The 19,795-nt window shown below is 61.4% G+C and carries 15 protein-coding genes; 9 read left to right on the plus strand and 6 right to left on the minus strand.

Annotated elements, in window-relative coordinates; all coding sequences use genetic code 11:
• The first annotated feature begins 12 nt into the window (after positions 1-12).
• The 9 genes from IFT98_RS19560 (at position 13) to IFT98_RS19600 (ending at position 12,298) form a co-directional block, all read left to right on the plus strand.
• Positions 13-1,446, plus strand: a complete 1,434-nt coding sequence (locus tag IFT98_RS19560; RefSeq protein ID WP_122800109.1) for a sigma-54-dependent transcriptional regulator — start codon at positions 13-15, stop codon at positions 1,444-1,446.
• A 707-nt stretch (positions 1,447-2,153) separates the two neighbouring features.
• The gene (locus IFT98_RS19565) at positions 2,154-3,533 is read left to right on the plus strand and encodes a polynucleotide adenylyltransferase PcnB (RefSeq protein ID WP_192051231.1); all 1,380 of its coding nucleotides are present in this window, start codon (positions 2,154-2,156) and stop codon (positions 3,531-3,533) included.
• 1 nt (position 3,534) lies between these two features.
• Positions 3,535-4,011, plus strand: a complete 477-nt coding sequence (gene folK, locus IFT98_RS19570; RefSeq protein WP_192051233.1) for a 2-amino-4-hydroxy-6-hydroxymethyldihydropteridine diphosphokinase — start codon at positions 3,535-3,537, stop codon at positions 4,009-4,011.
• 284 nt (positions 4,012-4,295) lie between these two features.
• Positions 4,296-5,096: a 3-methyl-2-oxobutanoate hydroxymethyltransferase gene (gene panB / locus IFT98_RS19575; RefSeq protein WP_122796331.1), complete on the plus strand. Its 801-nt coding sequence runs from the start codon at positions 4,296-4,298 to the stop codon at positions 5,094-5,096.
• On the plus strand, positions 5,093-5,962 hold the full coding sequence (panC, locus tag IFT98_RS19580) for a pantoate--beta-alanine ligase (protein WP_192051235.1): 870 nt from the start codon (positions 5,093-5,095) through the stop codon (positions 5,960-5,962). The genes panB and panC overlap by 4 nt, the downstream gene beginning before the upstream one ends.
• Before the next feature lie 219 nt (positions 5,963-6,181).
• Positions 6,182-7,846 carry a glucose-6-phosphate isomerase gene (gene pgi, locus IFT98_RS19585; RefSeq protein ID WP_122796332.1) on the plus strand — a complete coding sequence of 555 codons (1,665 nt, stop codon included), beginning with the start codon at positions 6,182-6,184 and terminating at the stop codon, positions 7,844-7,846.
• A gap of 110 nt (positions 7,847-7,956) precedes the next feature.
• Entirely contained in the window at positions 7,957-8,973 is a 1,017-nt protein-coding gene (locus IFT98_RS19590) for a class I SAM-dependent rRNA methyltransferase (protein ID WP_192051237.1), read from the plus strand.
• Positions 8,974-9,086: 113 nt separating this feature from the next.
• Positions 9,087-11,996 (plus strand): DUF748 domain-containing protein, encoded by a 2,910-nt coding sequence (locus IFT98_RS19595; RefSeq protein WP_192051239.1) that lies wholly within the window; start codon positions 9,087-9,089, stop codon positions 11,994-11,996.
• Positions 11,993-12,298, plus strand: a complete 306-nt coding sequence (locus IFT98_RS19600; protein WP_192051241.1) for a DUF2845 domain-containing protein — start codon at positions 11,993-11,995, stop codon at positions 12,296-12,298. The genes IFT98_RS19595 and IFT98_RS19600 overlap by 4 nt, the downstream gene beginning before the upstream one ends.
• Before the next feature lie 101 nt (positions 12,299-12,399).
• On the opposite strand, the gene IFT98_RS19605 is transcribed toward IFT98_RS19600, so the two are convergent.
• The 6 genes from IFT98_RS19605 to infB form a co-directional block, all read right to left on the minus strand.
• Positions 12,400-12,750 (minus strand): BON domain-containing protein, encoded by a 351-nt coding sequence (locus tag IFT98_RS19605; RefSeq protein WP_122714829.1) that lies wholly within the window; start codon positions 12,748-12,750, stop codon positions 12,400-12,402.
• 319 nt (positions 12,751-13,069) lie between these two features.
• Positions 13,070-15,175, minus strand: a complete 2,106-nt coding sequence (gene pnp / locus IFT98_RS19610) for a polyribonucleotide nucleotidyltransferase (RefSeq protein WP_192051243.1) — start codon at positions 15,173-15,175, stop codon at positions 13,070-13,072.
• Positions 15,176-15,426: 251 nt separating this feature from the next.
• Entirely contained in the window at positions 15,427-15,696 is a 270-nt protein-coding gene (rpsO, locus tag IFT98_RS19615) for a 30S ribosomal protein S15 (protein WP_043190760.1), read from the minus strand.
• Between the two features lie 143 nt (positions 15,697-15,839).
• Positions 15,840-16,757 (minus strand): tRNA pseudouridine(55) synthase TruB, encoded by a 918-nt coding sequence (gene truB, locus IFT98_RS19620; RefSeq protein WP_122480181.1) that lies wholly within the window; start codon positions 16,755-16,757, stop codon positions 15,840-15,842.
• Positions 16,758-16,762: 5 nt separating this feature from the next.
• Positions 16,763-17,164 (minus strand): 30S ribosome-binding factor RbfA, encoded by a 402-nt coding sequence (gene rbfA, locus IFT98_RS19625; protein WP_122714827.1) that lies wholly within the window; start codon positions 17,162-17,164, stop codon positions 16,763-16,765.
• A gap of 111 nt (positions 17,165-17,275) precedes the next feature.
• Positions 17,276-19,792 (minus strand): translation initiation factor IF-2, encoded by a 2,517-nt coding sequence (infB, locus tag IFT98_RS19630; RefSeq protein ID WP_192051245.1) that lies wholly within the window; start codon positions 19,790-19,792, stop codon positions 17,276-17,278.
• Between the last annotated feature and the right edge of the window lie 3 nt (positions 19,793-19,795).

Here is a 19,795-nt window from a genome sequence, read left to right on the forward strand (position 1 = left end):
AGAATTGAATCAATGCCGCATATTTTGATCGTCGAAGACGAAACCATCATTCGATCTGCCCTGCGTCGCCTGCTCGAACGCAACCAGTATCAGGTCAGTGAGGCCGGCTCCGTGCAGGAAGCGCAGGAGCGGTTCAGCATCGCATCGTTCGACCTGATCATCAGCGACCTGCGCCTGCCGGGTGCCCCAGGCACCGAACTGATCAAGCTGGGCGAGGGCACACCGGTGCTCATCATGACCAGCTACGCCAGCCTGCGCTCGGCAGTGGACTCGATGAAAATGGGCGCAGTCGACTACATCGCCAAGCCCTTCGACCACGATGAAATGCTGCAGGCCGCCGCGCGTATCCTGCGCGATCGCCACAACGCACCTGCGGCAGCGGCAGAGCGCCCGGCGAACAAGGCCGGCGCGGAAAAGCCCGCCGCGCAGAATGCCAATGGCGATATCGGCATCATCGGCTCCTGCCCGCCCATGCAGGACCTCTACAGCAAGATTCGCAAGGTCGCCCCGACCGATTCGAACGTGCTCATCCAGGGTGAGTCCGGCACCGGCAAGGAGCTGGTCGCGCGGGCACTGCACAACCTGTCCAAACGTGCCAAGGCGCCGATGATCTCGGTGAACTGTGCGGCGATCCCGGAAACACTGATCGAATCCGAGCTCTTCGGTCATGAGAAAGGCGCGTTCACCGGCGCGAGCGCCGGACGCGCCGGGCTGGTCGAGGCTGCCGATGGCGGAACGCTGTTTCTCGACGAGATCGGCGAGTTGCCCCTCGAGGCCCAGGCGCGCTTGCTTCGCGTGCTGCAGGAAGGCGAGATTCGCCGCGTGGGTTCGGTGCAATCGCAGAAGGTCGACGTTCGCCTGATTGCCGCAACCCACCGGGACCTGAAAAGCCTGGCCAAGCTGGGGCAGTTTCGCGAGGACCTTTATTACCGACTGCACGTGATTGCCTTGAAGTTACCCCCCCTGCGCGAGCGCGGCGCCGATGTCGGCGAAATTGCCAAGGCGTTCCTGATTCGCCAGAGCGCCCGGATCGGACGTACCGACCTGCGTTTCGCCGCCGACGCCGAGCAGGCGATTCGTCAGTATTCCTGGCCGGGTAACGTGCGCGAACTGGAAAATGCCGTCGAGCGCTCGGTGATCCTCAGCGAGAGCACCGAGATATCGGCCGAGTTGCTGGGCATCGACATCGAACTGGCCGACCTGCAGGACACCGACGACTTCGTCGGCCTGCCTTCCCAGCAGAACGGGGCAAACAATACCGCCCACGACCCTACCGAAGATCTTTCTCTGGAAGATTACTTCCAGCACTTCGTGCTGGAGCATCAAGACCACATGACCGAGACCGAACTGGCGCGCAAATTGGGCGTCAGCCGAAAGTGCCTGTGGGAGCGTCGTCAGCGCTTGGGGATCCCACGGCGCAAGTCGAGCGTGGCCAGCGAAAGCTGATACGTTTCAGCTCTAGCCCGCGGGTTTGCGCGGGTTGACGGGTAGCCGTGACAAACTGTTACCCTAGGCTTGCGACGTAACAAGACACGGTTCCATCGGTAACGAATCCAGGGTCGATTTCAGCCTTCGAGCACCGCCCTGGGACACGCAAAGCCCTGTTCTGCAAGGGTTTGCAAAAGTTGGCATGGGACCTGCTATATCTCTGGTACAAGAACAACAACAAGCAAGCAAATCCATAACAAGAACAAGACGAATCGACTCACGCATAACAAGAACAACACGGCGGAGGCGCAGCTAACTGATTCTTTTGGAGAGGCGTTGTATTCGGGGAAACCCGCAGCCAGGCAGAGAACTACAACAACTGCTTTGAAGCAGATGCCAGAACTGGTTGGATCACATTGATCATCACAGCACAGCGACCAAAGCAATCCGTTTGCTCTTGCTCCCGAATAGGGAGACACCCCCGAACCCAGGTTCGGTGGGCTGGGCACTCAACAAAAACAAAAAGCCCGACAAAAAACAAAAACAGAGCACGCGACTACTTCTTGGGGAGCTTCGGCTCCCCTTGTAGTTTCCGGCTTTTGTCCTGCCGCTTGCGCCGACCGGTGCAGCCTCCTACACCATCCCTCGACTAAATGCTAGAATCCCCGCCCATCATGCGGTCGTTCTTCGTATATGGCCGAAAATCCCTTCAAACAGTGCATCCCATGCTGAAGAAGCTGTTCAAGTCTTTGAATACTCCCGCGCGTCATCCGCAGCACCGGCGTACCACGCCCGAAGTGCTCAATGCTGGCCAACACTCGCTGCAGCGCAGCCAGTTCAGCCGCCACGCCGTGGGCATCGTCGAACGCCTGCAGACTGCCGGCTACCAGGCCTATCTGGTGGGCGGTTGCGTACGTGACCTCATGCTGGGCATCGTGCCCAAGGATTTCGACGTCGCTACCAGCGCCACGCCCGAGCAGGTACGTGCCGAGTTTCGCAACGCCCGAGTGATTGGCCGACGCTTCAAGCTCGTGCACATCCATTTCGGCCGCGAGATCATCGAAGTCGCGACTTTCCGGGCCAATCACCCGGAAGAAGATGACGAACAGGATGTGCATCGCTCCTCGAGCAGCGAGAGCGGACGCATCCTGCGCGACAATGTCTACGGCACCCTGGAAGACGACGCCCAGCGCCGCGACCTCACCATCAATGCGCTGTACTACGATCCGGTCAGCGAGCGCATTCTGGACTACGCCAATGGCGTACACGACGTGCGCAACCGTCTGATTCGCCTGATCGGTGATCCGACCCAGCGTTACCAGGAAGATCCGGTGCGCATGCTGCGCGCCGTGCGCTTCGCCGCGAAGCTGGATTTCGGCATCGAGAAGCACACGGCCACGCCGATTCGCGAGCTGGCGCCGATGCTGCGCGAAATACCCTCGGCGCGGCTGTTCGAAGAAGTGCTCAAGCTGTTTCTGTCCGGTCATGCCGCCGACACGTTCGAGATGCTGGTCGACCTGCACCTGTTCGATTCGCTGTTTCCAGCCACCACGCAGGCGCTGGAAGACACCCCGACCTATACCCATACGTTGATCAGCGAAGCACTGCGCAACACTGACTTGCGCATCAAGCAAGGCAAGCCGGTCACGCCAGCCTTCCTGTTCGCCGCCCTGCTCTGGCCAGCGTTGCCGGCGCGCGTACTGCGTCTGCAGAGCCGCGGCATGCCGCCGATCCCGGCAATGCAGGAAGCAGCCCATGAACTGGTTGCCGAGCAATGTCAGCGCGTCGCCATTCCCAAGCGTTTCACCATCCCGATTCGCGAGATCTGGGACATGCAGGAGCGCCTGCCGCGCCGCAGCGGCAAACGTGCCGACCTGTTGCTCGACAATCCGCGTTTCCGCGCCGGCTACGATTTCCTTCTGCTGCGCGAAAAGGCCGGCGAAGAGACCGAAGGCCTGGGTGAGTGGTGGACCGACTATCAGGACTGCAACGACAGTGAACGCCGCGAGATGATCGCAGACCTGGGCGGCAAGGACGAGACCGGTGCGCCACGCAAACGTCGCCGTACCGGCACCAAGCGCAAGCGCGCGGATGGCGACGAGTAACATGCAGCGCGTGCACATCGGCCTGGGCAGCAACCTGGACAGCCCGCAACGGCAACTGCATGAGGCGCTGCGGGCCCTGGCTGCCTTGCCGGACACCACGTTGACAGCGGTTTCTTCGTTCTACACCAGCGATTCACTGTTACCCGGCCAGCCCCGCTATACCAATGCCGTGGCAGCCCTTGACACCGAGCTGGCTCCCCTGCCGCTGCTCGATGCACTGCAGGCGATCGAGAACGAGCAGGGTCGTGAACGTATCGAGCGCTGGGGGCCGCGCACCCTGGACCTGGATATCATCACCTATGCCGATCGGGTGATCGACGAACCCCGTTTGAAGGTGCCGCACTATCATCTGCAAGCGCGCGCGTTCGTGCTGTACCCGTTGGCCGAACTGGTGGACGAGGGCTTCATACTGGCGGACGGCCGCAGCCTGCGCGCGCTGCTGGCCGCCTGCCCGTTCGCGGGGCTGGAAAGACAGTAGCTCAGGTAGGGCCTCTTCGCGGGCAGAGCCCGCTCCCACAGGGAACCTGTGGGAGCGGGCTCTATGCACAAAGAGGTGGATCCCACACGGAACCCGTGGCAGCGGGCTCTGCCCACGCAGAAGCCTTCAACCCAATTGACATCCCCGGTCGTGCTCACGACTATAGGCGGCCCGTCGCACCCCCGAGGTGCCAAACGGCGCGAAACCAACCTTTATGAGTGGGTTTCCAAACATCACGACAGATGATGTTGTGTCGATACAGCGCCAGCCCGAGGATACTTTTCATGCCCGAACTTACCCTGACCGCCCTGCAGAGCCTCAAGCTCAAGGGTGAAAAGATCACCATGCTGACCTGCTACGACGCGACGTTCGCCCACGCCGCCTGCGCGGCCGGCGTCGAAGTATTGTTGGTGGGCGATTCGCTGGGCATGGTGCTGCAGGGGCATGACAGTACGTTGCCCGTGACCGTGGCGGACATGGCCTACCATGTCGGCTGCGTGAAACGTGGCAACCAAGGCGCCTTCATCGTTGCCGACCTGCCTTTCATGGCCTATTCCACCTGCGAGCAAACCCTTGCCAACAGTGCGCTGTTGATGCAGGCCGGCGCGCACATGGTCAAGCTCGAAGGCGCTGCCTGGCTCGCCGAGTCGGTGCGCCTGCTGGCCGAGCGTGGCATTCCGGCCTGCGTTCACCTGGGGCTGACCCCGCAATCGGTGAACCTGCTGGGCGGCTACAAGGTACAGGGCCGCCAGGACATCCAGGCACGCCAGATGCGTGCCGATGCCATTGCCCTGGAGCAGGCCGGAGCGGCCATGCTGCTGCTCGAATGCGTGCCCGTGGAGCTGGCTGCCGACATTGCCCAGGCGGTGAAGATCCCGGTAATCGGCATTGGCGCCGGCAGCGCAGTCGACGGCCAGGTGCTGGTGCTGCACGACATGCTCGGGCTCTCCCTGAGCGGCCGCGTGCCGCGGTTCGTGAAAAACTTCATGACCGGGCAGAGCGATATTCACGGCGCCCTGCGCGCCTATGTCGCCGCCGTCAAGGCGGTGGATTTTCCCGCACCCGAACATGGATTCGCCTCATGAACACCGTCAAGACCGTACGAGAACTGCGCGCCGCCGTGGCCCGTGCCCGTGGCGAAGGCAAGCGTATCGGGCTGGTACCGACCATGGGCAACCTGCACAGCGGTCATGCCGCGCTGGTCGCCAAGGCCACCCAGCGTGTCGATTTCGTCGTGGCGAGCATCTTCGTCAACCCGTTGCAATTCGGCGCCGGCGAAGACCTGGACAAGTACCCGCGCACCCTGGCGGCCGATCAGGAACGGCTGGTGCAGGCAGGCTGCAGCCTGCTGTTCGCACCTTCGGCGGCGGAAATGTACCCCGACGGCATGGCCGGGCAGACCCGAGTGAGCGTTCCGCAGTTGTCCGAGGGCTTGTGCGGCAGCAGTCGTCCGGGTCATTTCGAAGGCGTGGCGACGGTGGTCAGCAAGCTGTTCAACATGGTCCAGCCGGACCTGGCCGTGTTTGGCCAGAAGGACTACCAGCAACTGGCCGTGATTCGCGCGCTGGTGCGCGATCTCAACATGCCGATTCAGATCATCGGCGAGCCGACCGTGCGCGCCGAAGATGGCCTGGCGCTGTCGTCGCGCAATGGGTATCTGAGCCAGGAGCAGCGTGCTCAGGCGCCACTGTTGTATCGGGTGCTCAGCCAGGTGGCGGCCCAGATCAGCCAGGGCCGTCGCGATTACCCGCTGCTGCTGGACCATGCCAAACAGGTCATTGCCCAAGCCGGCTTCGCTCCTGAGTACCTGGAAATCCGGCATGCGGTGACCCTGCGTCCGGCCACCGCCGAAGACCGCGACCTGGTAATTCTGCTCGCGGCGAATCTGGGCACTACACGACTGATCGACAACCTGCATCTGGACCTCGATCACGACACTCAACACGGCTGACCCGCGACAGCCTGAAAGTCCCTCGCGCATCGTTCACTAGGCGCAGACAGAACGCGCGCGGCGGTTTAAGGTGGTGCAGCGTCCGTACCGTGCATTGGCAGCCGATCAGCGGCCCGCAACCACCCTGGCCGCCTGTTGGATCTTTTGATGCAGCAGGCACGCAACCGGCCGAGCGTTCCAATGTCCAAAGGCAGTTCAAGAAAAAGGAAATTTGCAGCGATGGCGTACTACCGAACCCCGCATGACGTGACCACCCTGCCCGCTTGGCAGGCGCTAACCGAGCACCGCGCTGCCATGCAAGACTTCAGCATGCGCGATGCCTTCAATGCCGACCCACAGCGCTTCGAACATTTCTCCCTGAGCGCCTGCGGCCTGTTCCTCGACTATTCGAAAAACCTGATCGACACCCAGACCCGCGACCTGCTGGTGCAACTGGCCAACGAAGTCGACCTGCAAGGCGCGATCAAGGCGATGTTTGCCGGCGAACTGCTCAACGCGTCCGAAGGCCGTCCAGCCTTGCACACCGCATTGCGCCGCCCTGTGGGCGATAAGCTCAATGTCAACGGTGTCAACGTGATGCCGGACGTGCACAAGGTGCTCAACCAGATCACCGAGCTGGTCACGCGCATCCATGACGGCCTGTGGCGCGGCTATACCGAGAAGCCGATCACCGACGTGGTGAACATCGGTATCGGTGGCTCCTTCCTCGGCCCGGAACTGGTGTCCGAAGCCCTGCTGCCGTACGCCCAGAAAGGTGTGCGCTGCCACTACCTGGCCAACATCGATGGCAGCGAATTCCACGAGCTGTCGGCCAAGCTGCGTGCCGAGACGACCCTGTTCATCGTTTCCTCGAAATCGTTCAGCACCCTGGAAACGCTGAAGAACGCCCAGGCTGCGCGTGGCTGGTACCTGGCCCAGGGTGGCTCGGAAGCCGAGCTTTACCGCCACTTCATCGCGGTGTCGAGCAACAATGCCGCAGCCGTCGAGTTCGGGATCCGCGAAGAAAACATCTTCCCGATGTGGGACTGGGTGGGCGGGCGTTATTCGCTGTGGTCGGCCATCGGCTTGCCGATTGCCATGTCGATCGGCATGGCCAACTTCAAGGAGCTGCTATCGGGCGCCTACACCATGGACCAGCATTTCCAGTCGGCGCCGTTCGAACAGAACATGCCGGTGCTGCTGGCCTTGCTGGGGGTCTGGTACGGCAATTTCTGGGATGCCAAGAGCCACGCGATCCTGCCGTACGACCATTACTTGCGCAATATCACCAAACACCTGCAGCAGTTGGACATGGAGTCCAACGGCAAGAGCGTGCGCCAGGACGGCACGCCGGTGAACATCGATACCGGCCCGGTGATCTGGGGTGGCGTCGGCTGCAACGGCCAGCATGCCTATCACCAGTTGCTGCACCAAGGCACCCACATGATCCCGGCCGACTTCATCGTCCCGGTGGTGAGCTTCAATCCGGTCGCCGACCATCACCAGTGGTTGTTCGCCAACTGCCTGTCGCAGAGCCAGGCGCTGATGCTGGGCAAGAGCCGCAGCGAGTCCGAAGCCGAACTGCGCGAGCGTGGCATGGCCGAAGACGAGGTGCAGAAACTGGCGCCGCACAAGGTCATTCCCGGCAACCGTCCGAGCAATACGCTGGTGGTCGAGCGCATCAGCCCGCGTCGCCTGGGCGCCCTGGTGGCCATGTATGAACACAAGGTCTTCGTGCAGAGCGTGCTGTGGGGCATCAACGCCTTCGATCAGTGGGGCGTGGAACTGGGCAAGGAGCTGGGCAAGGGTGTCTACCAGCGCCTGATCGGTGAAAACGAATCGCTGGCCGAAGATGCTTCTACCCAGGGCCTGATCAACTATTTCCGCGGTCGTCATCGCGGCTGACCCTGAATATCCCGCGGCGCTGCAAGCCAGCGTCGCGGTGGTTCGATACCCCGTTGCACCGGGCAATTGATGTAGAATTGCCACCCTTCTTTTTGCGTCAGGCACCGTGCATGTCCGCTTTGATCCAGGCGCTGCGCGCCGCCCTCGACGTCCGCTCCTCGCTGCTCGAGCAACTGCATGAACAGGGCACTGATTGCTATCGCCTGTTCCATGGCAGCCAGGAAGGTGCCGGTGGCTTGACCGTCGACCGCTACGGTCCGCAACTGCTGATCCAAAGCTTTCATCAGACGCTGACACGCGAAGACCTGCTGGCCCTGCACGGCGCCGTCGAGCAATACCTGCAGACGCCGCTGCTGCTGGTGTACAACGACCGTTCACGAGGCAACTCGCGGATCGATCGGGAAGACAGGGTGTATCGTGCCGAAGAGGCGGCGCTGGTCGACATGATCGGACACGAATGGGGCTTGAATTATCGCGTACGCGGACGGCATCCCGGCCAGGACCCTTTGCTGTTCCTCGACCTGCGTAACGCGCGCGGCTGGGTCAAGCGACACAGTGCTGGCAAAAGCGTGTTGAACCTGTTCGCCTACACCTGCGGCGTGGGCCTGAGCGCGGCGGCGGGCGGCGCCCGCGAGGTGTGCAACCTGGACTTTGCCGAAGGCAACCTGGCGGTCGGTGCGGAGAACGGCACGCTGAACCCCGATCTTGCGCCCATGCAGTTCATCCAGTCGGATTACTTTCCCGCCATTCGGCAGCTGGCCGGCTTGCCCATCACTGCGCGTCGCGGGCAGAAACTGCCGGACTATCCGCGCCTGCAGCAACGTCAATACGATCTGGTCTTTCTCGACCCGCCCGCCTGGGCGAAGAGTGCGTTCGGCACGGTCGACCTGCTGCGCGATTACCAGAGCCTGCTCAAGCCCGCGATCCTTGCCACGGCCGACAACGGCGTATTGGTCTGCTGCAACAATTTGGCCAAGGTCAGCCTGGACGACTGGCGCGATCAAGTGCTGCGCTGCGCCGAAAAAGCCGGACGGCCTGTGCGTGAATACGCGGTGCTGAGCCCAGCCGCCGATTTCCCTTCCAGCGACGGCCATCCACCGTTGAAGACGCTGATCCTGAATTTCTAGTTTTCCTACAGCAACTGGTGAAAATTCCATGACTTACGCGGCCTGAGTCATAGGAACCGCATTGACGTGCCATACTCCAAGCACCTCCGATCACGTCAGATGGCCTCTTTTCCATGTCCAAAGGATTGAAACGCACCGCCGCCACCCTTGTGGCACTGGTAGCGCTGTACGCTCTGCTCGGATTCCTGATCCTGCCCGGCATCGCGCTGCGGGTTGCCAATCAGCAACTGGCAGACTATTCCACTGTTCCTGCCCAGTTGCAGCGCCTGGAATTCAATCCGTTCAGTCTCGAGCTGACCTTGTGGGGGCTGAAAATCGGTGAGCCTGGCGCCGAGCAGGTCGGTTTTGACCGGCTGTACGCCAATCTGCAACTGGACAGCCTGTGGACCGGCGCGCTGCATCTGGTTGCCGTGGAGCTGGAAAAGCCCCGCACCGAAGTGCTGTTCGACAAAGGCGGCAAGCTCAATCTGAGCACCTTGTTCAAGCTTCCCGCCAGCGACCCTGCCGCGCAAGACGCGCCGTCCGAACCTTTCGCATTGCGCATCGGCAGTATCAAGCTGGTCGACGGCTATCTGCACTTCAAGGATCTGCGTCCCAGCCAGCCGATCGAGTTTCTCTACGACTCGATGAACCTGGAGCTGCAGAACCTCAGCACCTTGCCGGACGATCACGCCGACATGACCCTGGTGGCCAACAGTCCTCAAGGCGGTCGTATCGACTGGCGCGGGCGAATTGGTCTGAGCCCGGTGTCTTCCCAAGGCTCGCTGAAGGTGACCGATGCGCAGATGAGCGTCTGGTGGCCGTACGTGCGTGACAGCGTGCCCCTGGTTCTGGAAAAGGGCATGTTCACCCTCAGTGCCGACTACAACCTGAACCTGGCCAAGCAGACCGAACTCACCCTGAACAAGGTAGCCCTGACCGTTGCGCCCTTCGCGATCGCCGCTCCCGATGGCCGCCCCCTGGCGCGGCTCGAGCGCCTGGAGATCAGCGACACATCGGTCGATCTGGTCAAGCAGTTGGTCAGGGTCGGCCAGATACGCAGTCGCGGCCTGGAAACCTGGGCCGCCCGCGAAGCGAATGGGCAGCTCGATTGGCAAAAGCTGTTCGCCAGCCCGACGACGGCGCAGGTGCAGGCACAGACGCCAGCACCCAGCAAGCCGGCAGCCGCGCCAGCCAAGCCCTGGCAGGTTCTGCTCAAGGATGTGCAATTGCGTGACTACCGCGTGCATCTGGCAGACCGCGTGCCGACCGACAACGTAGCGGTGGAGCTTGGCCCCCTCAACCTGGATCTGCGCGATTTCGACAGCCTCAATGGCGCTCCCTTCACCCTCAAGCTGGACACCGGGCTGGGCAAGCAAGGCCACTTGCAGGCCAGCGGCGAGGTCAGCCTCGCCCCGGTTGCCGCACGCCTGAAGGTCAGCACCCAGGACATCGACCTGCGGGTCGCTCAGGCCTACATCAGCCCGCTGATTCGCCTGGAACTGCGCAGCGGCATGCTCGACAGCGAATTTGCTGTGCAACTGACCAGCACCGAACCCTTGGCGATGACGGTGTCCGGCCGCGCCGAAATCGATCAGTTGCACACGCTCGATACACTCAAGGAACGCGATTTCGTCAAATGGCAGCACCTGACTCTGGACGGTCTCGACTATCGCCATGGCGATCGTCTGGAGATCGAGCGGGTGCAGCTGCAACAGCCTTACGCACGCTTCATGATCAACGAAGACCGTACCACCAATATCGACGACCTGCTGATCCCGCAACCCGCGCAGCCCGCCAACTCGGCCAGTGCGGGGAAACCCGCAGGTGCTGAAAAACCTCTCGGTATTCGTATCGGCGCCGTGGACATCGACAATGGCTCGGCCAACTTTGCCGACTTCAGCCTCACTCCGAACTTTGCCACGGCGGTTCAGCAACTCAACGGGCGCATCGGTACGATCGACAACCGTCAGGCCAAGCCAGCACGCATCGACATCCAGGGCAAGGTCGACCGCTACGCACCGGTGACCATCGCCGGTGCGCTGAATCCGTTCGACCCGATGGCCAGCCTGGATATCACCACCAGCTTCAAACGCGTCGAGCTCACTACCCTGACACCCTACTCAGGCAAGTTCGCCGGGTATCGCATCCGCAAGGGCCGTCTGAACCTCGACTTGCACTACTTGATCACCAAGGGTCAGCTCAAGGCAGAGAACAAGCTGCTGGTGGAACAGCTGCAACTGGGTGACAAGGTCGACAGCCCCGATGCGGTCGATCTGCCGCTGCGGCTGGCCATTGCACTGCTCAAGGACTCCCAAGGCAGGATCGCCATCGAACTCCCGGTGAGCGGCGATCTGAACAGCCCGCAGTTCAGCGTTATGCCGATCGTCTGGCAGACCCTGCGCAATCTGATGGTGCGTGCGGCCCAGGCGCCGTTCAAGTTCATCGGTGGACTGGTCAGTGGCGGCGGCTCGGAAGACCTCAGCACGGTGTCGTTCCTTCCCGGGTCGGATGAATTGAGCGCCGAGGCCCAGGCGGCCTTGATGAAGCTTGCGGCGGCCTTGAAGGAACGCCCCACACTGCGTCTGGAAATCGAAGGCACCAGCGCTCAAGCCAGCGACGGGCCGCTGATTGCCCAACAGCGCCTGGAGCGCGAGTATCAAAGCACCTACTATAAGATGGCTCAGCGCCGCGGCGACAAAGTCCCCGCCACCGCCGCCGAGATGCAAGTACCCGAAGACGACAAGCCTGCGATGCTCGAGGCCATCTACCGCACTCGCCTCAAGGGCCAGCCGCCGGTGGAATGGCAGCAGCTGGAAAGCAAGGTCCGCACCGACAGGCTGCGCGAGGCGGTACTCAAATCATGGGCGTCGAACAATGCCCTGCTGCGTCAGTTGGGCCAGGCGCGTGCAGGCAGTATCAAGGACTTTCTGGTCGACAAGGGCCAACTGGCGGACGAGCGTGTGTACTTCATCGATGCAGCCCTGGGCCAGGCCGAAAAAGATGGGCGCATCATCACTCCCCTGCATCTGGATGCCGAATGAACAAATTGACTTGGATCACCTGCGTACCGTTGCTGCTGGCACTGTGCACCACAGCCAGCGCCGCCTCGACGATGCGTTGTGGCAATACTCTGGTGTCGCTGAACGACCGCACGGTCCAGGTCGAACAGAAATGCGGCGCGCCTGCGAGCAAGGCTCAGACGGGCTTCGAACGATCGGGGCCGATCAATCGCCGCGTCGAACTGCCGATAGAAGAGTGGGTGTACGGACCTTCGAACGGTATGAGCCAATACCTGAAGTTCGTCGGCAGCAAACTGGTGCAGATCGAAAGCAGCCGCAACTGACTCATCATTGTCAGGGGCGGTGAACGACGCTCATAAAAAAAGCCCCGGCGCATGGCACCGGGGCTCTCAGTGGCCACGTCCCTGTGGCCTTCGCATGAAACTTACTCGGCTTTCAGGCCATCGGCGGAAACTGCTTTCACGCCTTTGATTGCCTTGGTGATACGCACGGCAGTAGCTTTCTGAGCATCGGTCACAGCAACGGTCGACGACAGGGATACCACGCCTTTGTTGGTTTCTACCTTGATGTCGGTGCCTGGAATGCCTTTCTCGGTGACCAGATCGGACTTGACCTTGGTGGTGATCCAAGTGTCGGAGGTTGCTTCTTTGGCGTGAGTCACTTCACCAGCAGCAACAACCATTGGAGCCTGGGTGGACTGTTGAGCGAAAGCAGCGTTGGCCATGGTCATGGTCAGCGCGGTAGCAGCAGCGGCAGCAATAGCGAACTTCTTCATACGAGTCACTCCTGTTTTTTAAAAGGTCTGCACCATTTAATGTCTTGGTGGCAGGTGACAAGGATATTGCAGACCTCGTGCCAACCCGCCAATACCGATAAAGTCTTTTATTATCAACAACTTGAAATTCTGCCTAAAAACGTCGTTCGTGCAAGTTGCACGTCTGCGGGTAATTTTGCGTGCAAGTTGCAAGTTCGCAAAAGTTCCCTGACGTTTCAGAACGCCTTGACTGAGCACTCCCAACAAAGCGCAAGCTACTGAGCAAACTCTAGTCGAAAAAAAAGAGCCCCGAAGGACTCTTTTTCTCAAGCCGGCGAGTTTAGGCGCCCGAAGCCTTTGCAGCAGCAACGTCCTTGATGGACAGCTTGATACGGCCGCGGTTGTCCACGTCCAGTACCAGTACTTCCACTTCTTCGCCTTCCTTGAGGATGTCGGTCACTTTCTCGACGCGCGCATCGCTGAGCATCGAGATGTGAACCAGACCGTCCTTGCCTGGCAGGATGTTGACGAAAGCACCGAAGTCGACGATGCGCTCGACCTTGCCCACATAGATCTTGCCGATCTCGGCTTCTGCGGTAATACCCAGAACGCGCTGACGCGCCGCTTCAGCCGCTTCCTTGGATTCGCCGAAGATCTTGATCGAGCCGTCGTCTTCGATGTCGATCGAAGCTTTGGTTTCCTCGCAGATGGCGCGGATGGTGGCGCCACCCTTGCCAATCACGTCGCGGATCTTGTCGGTGTCGATCTTCATCGCGATCATGGTCGGCGCGTTTTCCGACAGCTCGGTACGCGAAGTGCCGATGATCTGGTTCATCTGACCGAGGATGTTCAGGCGCGCTTCCAGCGCCTGGCCCAAGGCGATTTCCATGATCTCTTCGGTGATACCGTTGATCTTGATGTCCATCTGCAGCGCGGTAACGCCCTTGGCGGTACCGGCTACCTTGAAGTCCATGTCGCCCAGGTGGTCTTCGTCACCGAGGATGTCGGTGAGGATGGCGAACTTGTCGCCTTCCTTGACCAGGCCCATGGCGATACCGGCAACCGGCGCCTTCATCGGCACACCGGCGTCCATCAGTGCCAGGGAAGCACCGCAGACCGAAGCCATGGAGCTCGAACCGTTCGACTCGGTGATTTCCGACACTACGCGGATGGTGTACGGGAACACGTCGGCGGCCGGCAGCATGGCCTGTACCGAACGACGGGCCAGACGGCCGTGGCCGATTTCACGACGACCCGCGCCGCCCATGCGACCACACTCGCCCACCGAGAACGGAGGGAAGTTGTAGTGCAGCATGAAGGGGTCTTTCTTCTCGCCTTCCAGGGTGTCCAGCAACTGAGCGTCGCGGGCAGTGCCCAGAGTCGCCACGACCAGCGCCTGGGTTTCACCGCGGGTGAACAGGGCCGAACCGTGGGTTTTCGGCAGAACACCAACTTCGATGTTCAGCGGGCGCACGGTCTTGGTGTCGCGACCGTCGATACGCGGCTTGCCGTTGACGATGTTTTCGCGAACGGTGCGGTATTCGATCTCGCCGAAGATTTCCTTCACTTCGGCTGCGGTCGGCTTGCCTTCTTCGCCGGAGAACTTGGCGATCACCTGGTCACGCAACTCGCCCAGCTTGGCGTAGCGATCGGCCTTGATGGTAATGGTGTAAGCCTGGGAAACGGCATCGCCGAATTCGCCACGGATTGCGCCCAGCAGCTCGGTGTTCCAGGCTTTCGGAGTCCAGTTCCAGGTGGGCTTGGCGGCCTCTGCAGCCAGCTCGCCGACGGCCTTGATGACCGATTGGAACTCATCGTGGGCGAACAGCACGGCGCCCAGCATCTGGTCTTCGGTCAGCTCTTTGGCTTCCGATTCAACCATCAGCACGGCGTCTTTGGTACCGGCCACGACCATGTCCAGGCTCGAAGCCTGCTGCTGCTCGTAAGTCGGGTTCAGCAGGTAGCCAGTGCTCTCGTGGAAAGCCACGCGCGCAGCGCCGATCGGGCCGTCGAACGGAATGCCGGAAATGGCCAGGGCCGCCGAGGTACCGATCATCGCAGCGATGTCCGGATCGGTTTTCTTGCTGGTGGAAACGACGGTGCAGACGACCTGCACCTCGTTCATGAAGCCTTCGGGGAACAGCGGGCGGATCGGGCGATCGATCAAACGCGAGGTCAGGGTTTCTTTCTCGGAAGGACGGCCTTCACGCTTGAAGAAACCACCGGGAATCTTGCCGGCAGCGTAGGTCTTTTCCTGGTAGTGCACGGACAGCGGGAAAAAGCCTTTGCCTGGATCGGCTTGCTTGGCACCTACCACGGTGACCAGTACGGTCACGTCGTTATCGACGGTAACCAGCACAGCGCCGGAGGCTTGACGGGCAATACGGCCCGTTTCGAGGGTTACGGTCGATTGACCGAATTGAAACGTCTTGATTACCGGGTTCACGGTTTCCTACCTTCTGTTGGCTCTTGGGGGAACTGGTTTCTTGCGAAATTCTTGGGCAGAGCGGGGAATCGGCCCCGTTGACCGTCCAGATACAACTTGAGGCTGGAAACCTGCCCGCCCCCGCGGAAAACCCGCTGGGGTACGACAGACAACCAACCTCAGGATTGCGCGTGGCGCCCTCGCAGGCCCGGACTTGAGCCCAGGCCTGCGAACATGGCAAACCACGCTTGTCACCGCGTGTCGAGCCGCTATTAGCGACGCAGACCCAGACGACCGATCAGGGCGCTGTAACGGGTGACGTCCTTGCCCTTCAGGTAATCCAGCAGCTTGCGGCGCTGGTTGACCATACGGATCAGGCCACGACGCGAGTGGTGGTCCTTGCCGTTGGCCTTGAAGTGACCCTGCAGCTTGTTGATGTTGTGCGTCAGCAGTGCAACCTGCACTTCTGGCGAACCGGTATCACCAACGGCTTGCTGGTAGTCGGCAACGATTTGAGCTTTGTCTTCAACGCTAAGAGCCATGAGGCATCTCCACTATCAAGGGCACTGCATGCAGTGTCCAACAGGCCAGGGCAAAACCCTGTTTTCATGAGAAGAGGTGCGACCGTGCCTGTTGACAGCCGTCCTCGACCAGCCGTCACGAACACCGTGACGACCGGGATCGGTCATTCCGACCGAATCAAGCGACGTGGCGCAATGCGCCCGTCTTCGCTCACTTCACCGATACCGATGAAGCGACCATTGTGATCCTGTACCCGCACCATGCCGAACTTGGGAGCTTCGGGAGCCCTCACCGGCTGGCCGTGTAGCCAGTAGAACGCGCTGTGCTCCGAGAACTGCAGCAGAGGCCAATCCTGCAAGCCGCTGTCCGAAGGCAGCAGGAACCTGTCCACTGCCTCGTTACCGCCCTCGGCATGCACGGCTTCGAGCTCTTCGAGCGTAACCGTCTGCGCCAGGCTGAACGGGCCCGCTTGCGTGCGACGCAATTCTGCCACGTACGCACCACATCCCAACGCCTCGCCGATGTCTTCGACCAGGGTCCGAATGTACGTGCCTTTGCTGCAGTCCACAGCGAACCTCGCGGTGGTCTGCTCGCAGCCGAGCAATTGCAGCCGCGCAATAGTAACAGAACGCGGCTCGCGCTCCACTACTTCACCGGCACGTGCCAGCTTGTACAACGGCTGCCCATCGCGCTTGAGCGCCGAGTACATCGGCGGTATCTGGCTGATCTGGCCGCGGAAACGAGGCAATACCGCCTCGATGTCGGAGTGACCGACGGTCACCTCGCGGGTCTGCAGAACCTCGCCCTCGGCATCGGCCGTGGTCGTGGTCTTGCCCAGCTGCGCCAGGGTCTCGTAGCCTTTGTCGGATTCGAGCAGGTACTGGGAAAACTTGGTCGCCTCGCCAAAGCACAGCGGCAGCACACCGGTCGCCAATGGATCGAGACTGCCGGTGTGACCGGCCTTCTCGGCATTGAGCAGCCAGCGCACTTTCTGCAGCGCGGCATTGGAAGTGAACCCCAGTGGCTTGTCCAGCAGGATGATGCCACTGACATTGCGACGGATACGCTTGACCTGAGCCACCGGGATTACTCCTTGGGCTCTTTGGCCGACTCGTCCGCGTGATGCTGGCTGTCCTCGGCCACGGCACGCTCGATCAACGCCGACAGATGAGCGCCGCGGCTCACGCTTTCGTCGTAGTGGAAGTGCAACTGCGGCACGCTGCGCAGCTTCATTTCCTTGGCCAACTGCATGCGCAGGAAACCGGCGGCCGAGTTCAGCACCTTGATGCTCTGGGCGATATCGGCAGCGCTGTCCTGGCCCATGACGGTGATGAAGATCTTGGCATGACCGACATCGCGGCTGACTTCGACCGCTGTGATGGTGACCAGGCCAACGCGCGGATCCTTGACCTCGCGACGGATCAGTTGCGCCAGCTCGCGCTGCATCTGATCGCCGATACGCTGGGTACGGCTGTATTCTTTTGCCATGTTTCATTACCTGTAACTAGAGCGGCAAACGCCCGATCAGGCTGGGCCGGATCGGGCGTTGCGTTTAGAACCGGCCCGGCACTGGCCGGACAGGTTCCTGGAGGTCGCAGCTTAGAGAGTACGAGCCACTTGGACTTTCTCGAAGACTTCGATCTTGTCACCGACCTTGACGTCGTTGTAGCTCTTGACGCCGATACCGCATTCCATGCCGGCACGCACTTCGGACGCATCGTCCTTGAAGCGACGCAGCGATTCCAGCTCGCCTTCGAAGATCACGATGTCTTCGCGCAGTACACGGATCGGACGGTTGCGGAAAACCACACCCTCGATGACCATGCAGCCCGCGATCGCACCGAACTTCGGCGAACGGAACACGTCACGCACTTCGGCGATACCCAGGATGTTCTCGCGAACATCGCTGCCCAGCATACCGGTCAGGGCTTTCTTGACGTCTTCGATGATGTCGTAGATCACGTTGTAGTAACGCATATCCAGACCTTCCTGCTCGACGATCTTGCGCGCGCCGGCATCGGCCCGCACGTTGAAGCCGAACAGTACCGCTGTCGAAGCCAGCGCCAGGTTGGCATCGGATTCGGTGATACCACCGACGCCGCCACCGACCACACGCACTTGCACTTCGTCGTTGCCCAGGCCGTTCAAGGCACCCTGCAACGCTTCCAGCGATCCACGGACGTCGGATTTGAGGACGATGTTGAGCGTCTTCTTCTCTTCCTGGCCCATGTTCTCGAAGATGTTCTCCAGCTTGCCGGCGTGAGCACGGGCCAGCTTGACTTCGCGGAACTTGCCTTGACGGAACAGAGCCACTTCACGGGCTTTCTTCTCGTCGGCAACCACGCTCATCTCGTCGCCCGCATCCGGGGTACCGTCAAGGCCGAGGATCTCGACCGGGATGGCCGGACCGGCTTCCTTGATCGGCTTGCCGTTCTCGTCGAGCATGGCACGTACGCGGCCGTAGTTCGAACCGACCAGCACCATGTCGCCCTGACGCAGCGTACCGTCCTGAACCAGCACGGTGGCCACTGGGCCACGGCCCTTGTCCAGGCGCGATTCGACGACCACACCGCGGCCAGGAGCCGATGGCGTTGCGGTCAGTTCCAGTACTTCAGCCTGCAGCAACACGGCTTCGAGCAATTCGTCGACGCCAGTACCCTGCTTGGCCGAAACCGGTACGAACGGGGTGTCGCCGCCCCACTCTTCCGAAGTCACACCGTGAACCGACAGCTCGCTGCGGATACGGTCCAGGTCGGCACCTGGCTTGTCGATCTTGTTCACTGCAACCACCAGTGGCACGCCAGCGGCTTTCGCATGCTGAACGGCTTCGATGGTTTGCGGCATCACACCGTCGTCCGCCGCGACCACCAGGATCACGATGTCCGTCGCCTTGGCACCACGGGCACGCATCGCGGTAAACGCGGCGTGGCCCGGGGTGTCGAGGAAGGTGACCATGCCGCGTTCGGTTTCGACGTGGTAGGCACCGATGTGCTGGGTGATACCGCCGGCTTCGCCCGCCGCAACCTTGGCACGACGAATGTAGTCGAGCAGCGAGGTCTTGCCGTGGTCGACGTGGCCCATGACGGTCACGACCGGTGCACGAGCGAACGCCTCACCCTCGAACTTCAGCGATTCGGCCAGGGAATCTTCCAGGGCGGTGTCGCTGACCAGAGTCACCTTGTGACCCAGCTCCTCGGCAACCAACTGGGCAGTTTCCTGATCCAGCACCTGGTTGATGGTGGCTGGCGTGCCCAGCTTGAACATGAACTTGATGATCTCGGCAGCCTTGACCGACATCTGTGCGGCCAGATCGCCAACAGAGATGGTCTCGCCGATTTTCACGTCACGTACCAGCGGCCCGGTAGGGCTCTGGAAACCGTGAGCGTTGCGCTTCTTCAGCTTGCCCTTGCCACGACCGCCACGACGGAAGCCATCGCTCTCTTCGTCGGTGGTACGCGGTGCGGCACGCGGAGTCGGAGCCTTTTCCTTGACGGTGGCACGGTGAGGCTGGTTCTTGCGCTCGCCATCACTGTTGCCACTGCCGCTGCGACGGTCGTCGTTGCGCGGCTTGTCGGGACGACGAGGCTCTTCCTTCTTGCGCTCGGGAGCCGGTGCAGGTGCCGGGGCGACCGCAGCCACTTCGACGCTTGGCGCCGCAGGAGCCTGGGTCGCGACGGCAGGGGCGTCGGCCTGAGCGGTGCTAGGCTGCTTGCGTGTTTCTTCGTCGGTACGCGAACGCGTGTCCTGCTCAACCTTTTGACGGGCAGCATCATTCGCTGCGCGACGCTCGTCGAGCTCGCGCTTCTGCTCGGCCTGGATCTCTTCCGGGCTGCGCTGAACGAATACCTTCTTCTTGCGTACTTCTACGCTGATGCTCTTGCTACCGGCCACACGCAGGGTGCTTTGGGTCTTGCGCTGCAAGGTAATCTTGCGCGGTTCTTCCGCTTTCGCCTTGTGGCTGCTTTTCAAATGAGTCAGCAGAGCCTGCTTCTCATTGTCGGTCACAACTTGTCCGGCGTCGGTGTGCGGCAGACCTGCCTCACGCATCTGCTGAAGCAGGCGCTCTACCGGTGCGGCGACCTCTTGGGCCAATTCTTTCACCGTGACTTGCGTCATGCA

This window comes from Pseudomonas sp. CFBP 8770, assembly GCF_014841705.1.
GTDB lineage: Bacteria > Pseudomonadota > Gammaproteobacteria > Pseudomonadales > Pseudomonadaceae > Aquipseudomonas.

What these genes read in the sequence shown, in the direction of transcription:
- IFT98_RS19560 (WP_122800109.1), top strand. Translation starts at nt 13, where the DNA reads ATGCCGCATATTTTGATCGTCGAAGACGAAACCATCATTCGATCTGCC.
- IFT98_RS19565 (WP_192051231.1), top strand. Translation starts at nt 2,154, where the DNA reads ATGCTGAAGAAGCTGTTCAAGTCTTTGAATACTCCCGCGCGTCATCCG.
- folK (WP_192051233.1), top strand. Translation starts at nt 3,535, where the DNA reads ATGCAGCGCGTGCACATCGGCCTGGGCAGCAACCTGGACAGCCCGCAA.
- panB (WP_122796331.1), top strand. Translation starts at nt 4,296, where the DNA reads ATGCCCGAACTTACCCTGACCGCCCTGCAGAGCCTCAAGCTCAAGGGT.
- panC (WP_192051235.1), top strand. Translation starts at nt 5,093, where the DNA reads ATGAACACCGTCAAGACCGTACGAGAACTGCGCGCCGCCGTGGCCCGT.
- pgi (WP_122796332.1), top strand. Translation starts at nt 6,182, where the DNA reads ATGGCGTACTACCGAACCCCGCATGACGTGACCACCCTGCCCGCTTGG.
- IFT98_RS19590 (WP_192051237.1), top strand. Translation starts at nt 7,957, where the DNA reads ATGTCCGCTTTGATCCAGGCGCTGCGCGCCGCCCTCGACGTCCGCTCC.
- IFT98_RS19595 (WP_192051239.1), top strand. Translation starts at nt 9,087, where the DNA reads ATGTCCAAAGGATTGAAACGCACCGCCGCCACCCTTGTGGCACTGGTA.
- IFT98_RS19600 (WP_192051241.1), top strand. Translation starts at nt 11,993, where the DNA reads ATGAACAAATTGACTTGGATCACCTGCGTACCGTTGCTGCTGGCACTG.
- IFT98_RS19605 (WP_122714829.1), bottom strand. Translation starts at nt 12,750, where the DNA reads ATGAAGAAGTTCGCTATTGCTGCCGCTGCTGCTACCGCGCTGACCATG.
- rpsO (WP_043190760.1), bottom strand. Translation starts at nt 15,696, where the DNA reads ATGGCTCTTAGCGTTGAAGACAAAGCTCAAATCGTTGCCGACTACCAG.
- rbfA (WP_122714827.1), bottom strand. Translation starts at nt 17,164, where the DNA reads ATGGCAAAAGAATACAGCCGTACCCAGCGTATCGGCGATCAGATGCAG.
- infB (WP_192051245.1), bottom strand. Translation starts at nt 19,792, where the DNA reads ATGACGCAAGTCACGGTGAAAGAATTGGCCCAAGAGGTCGCCGCACCG.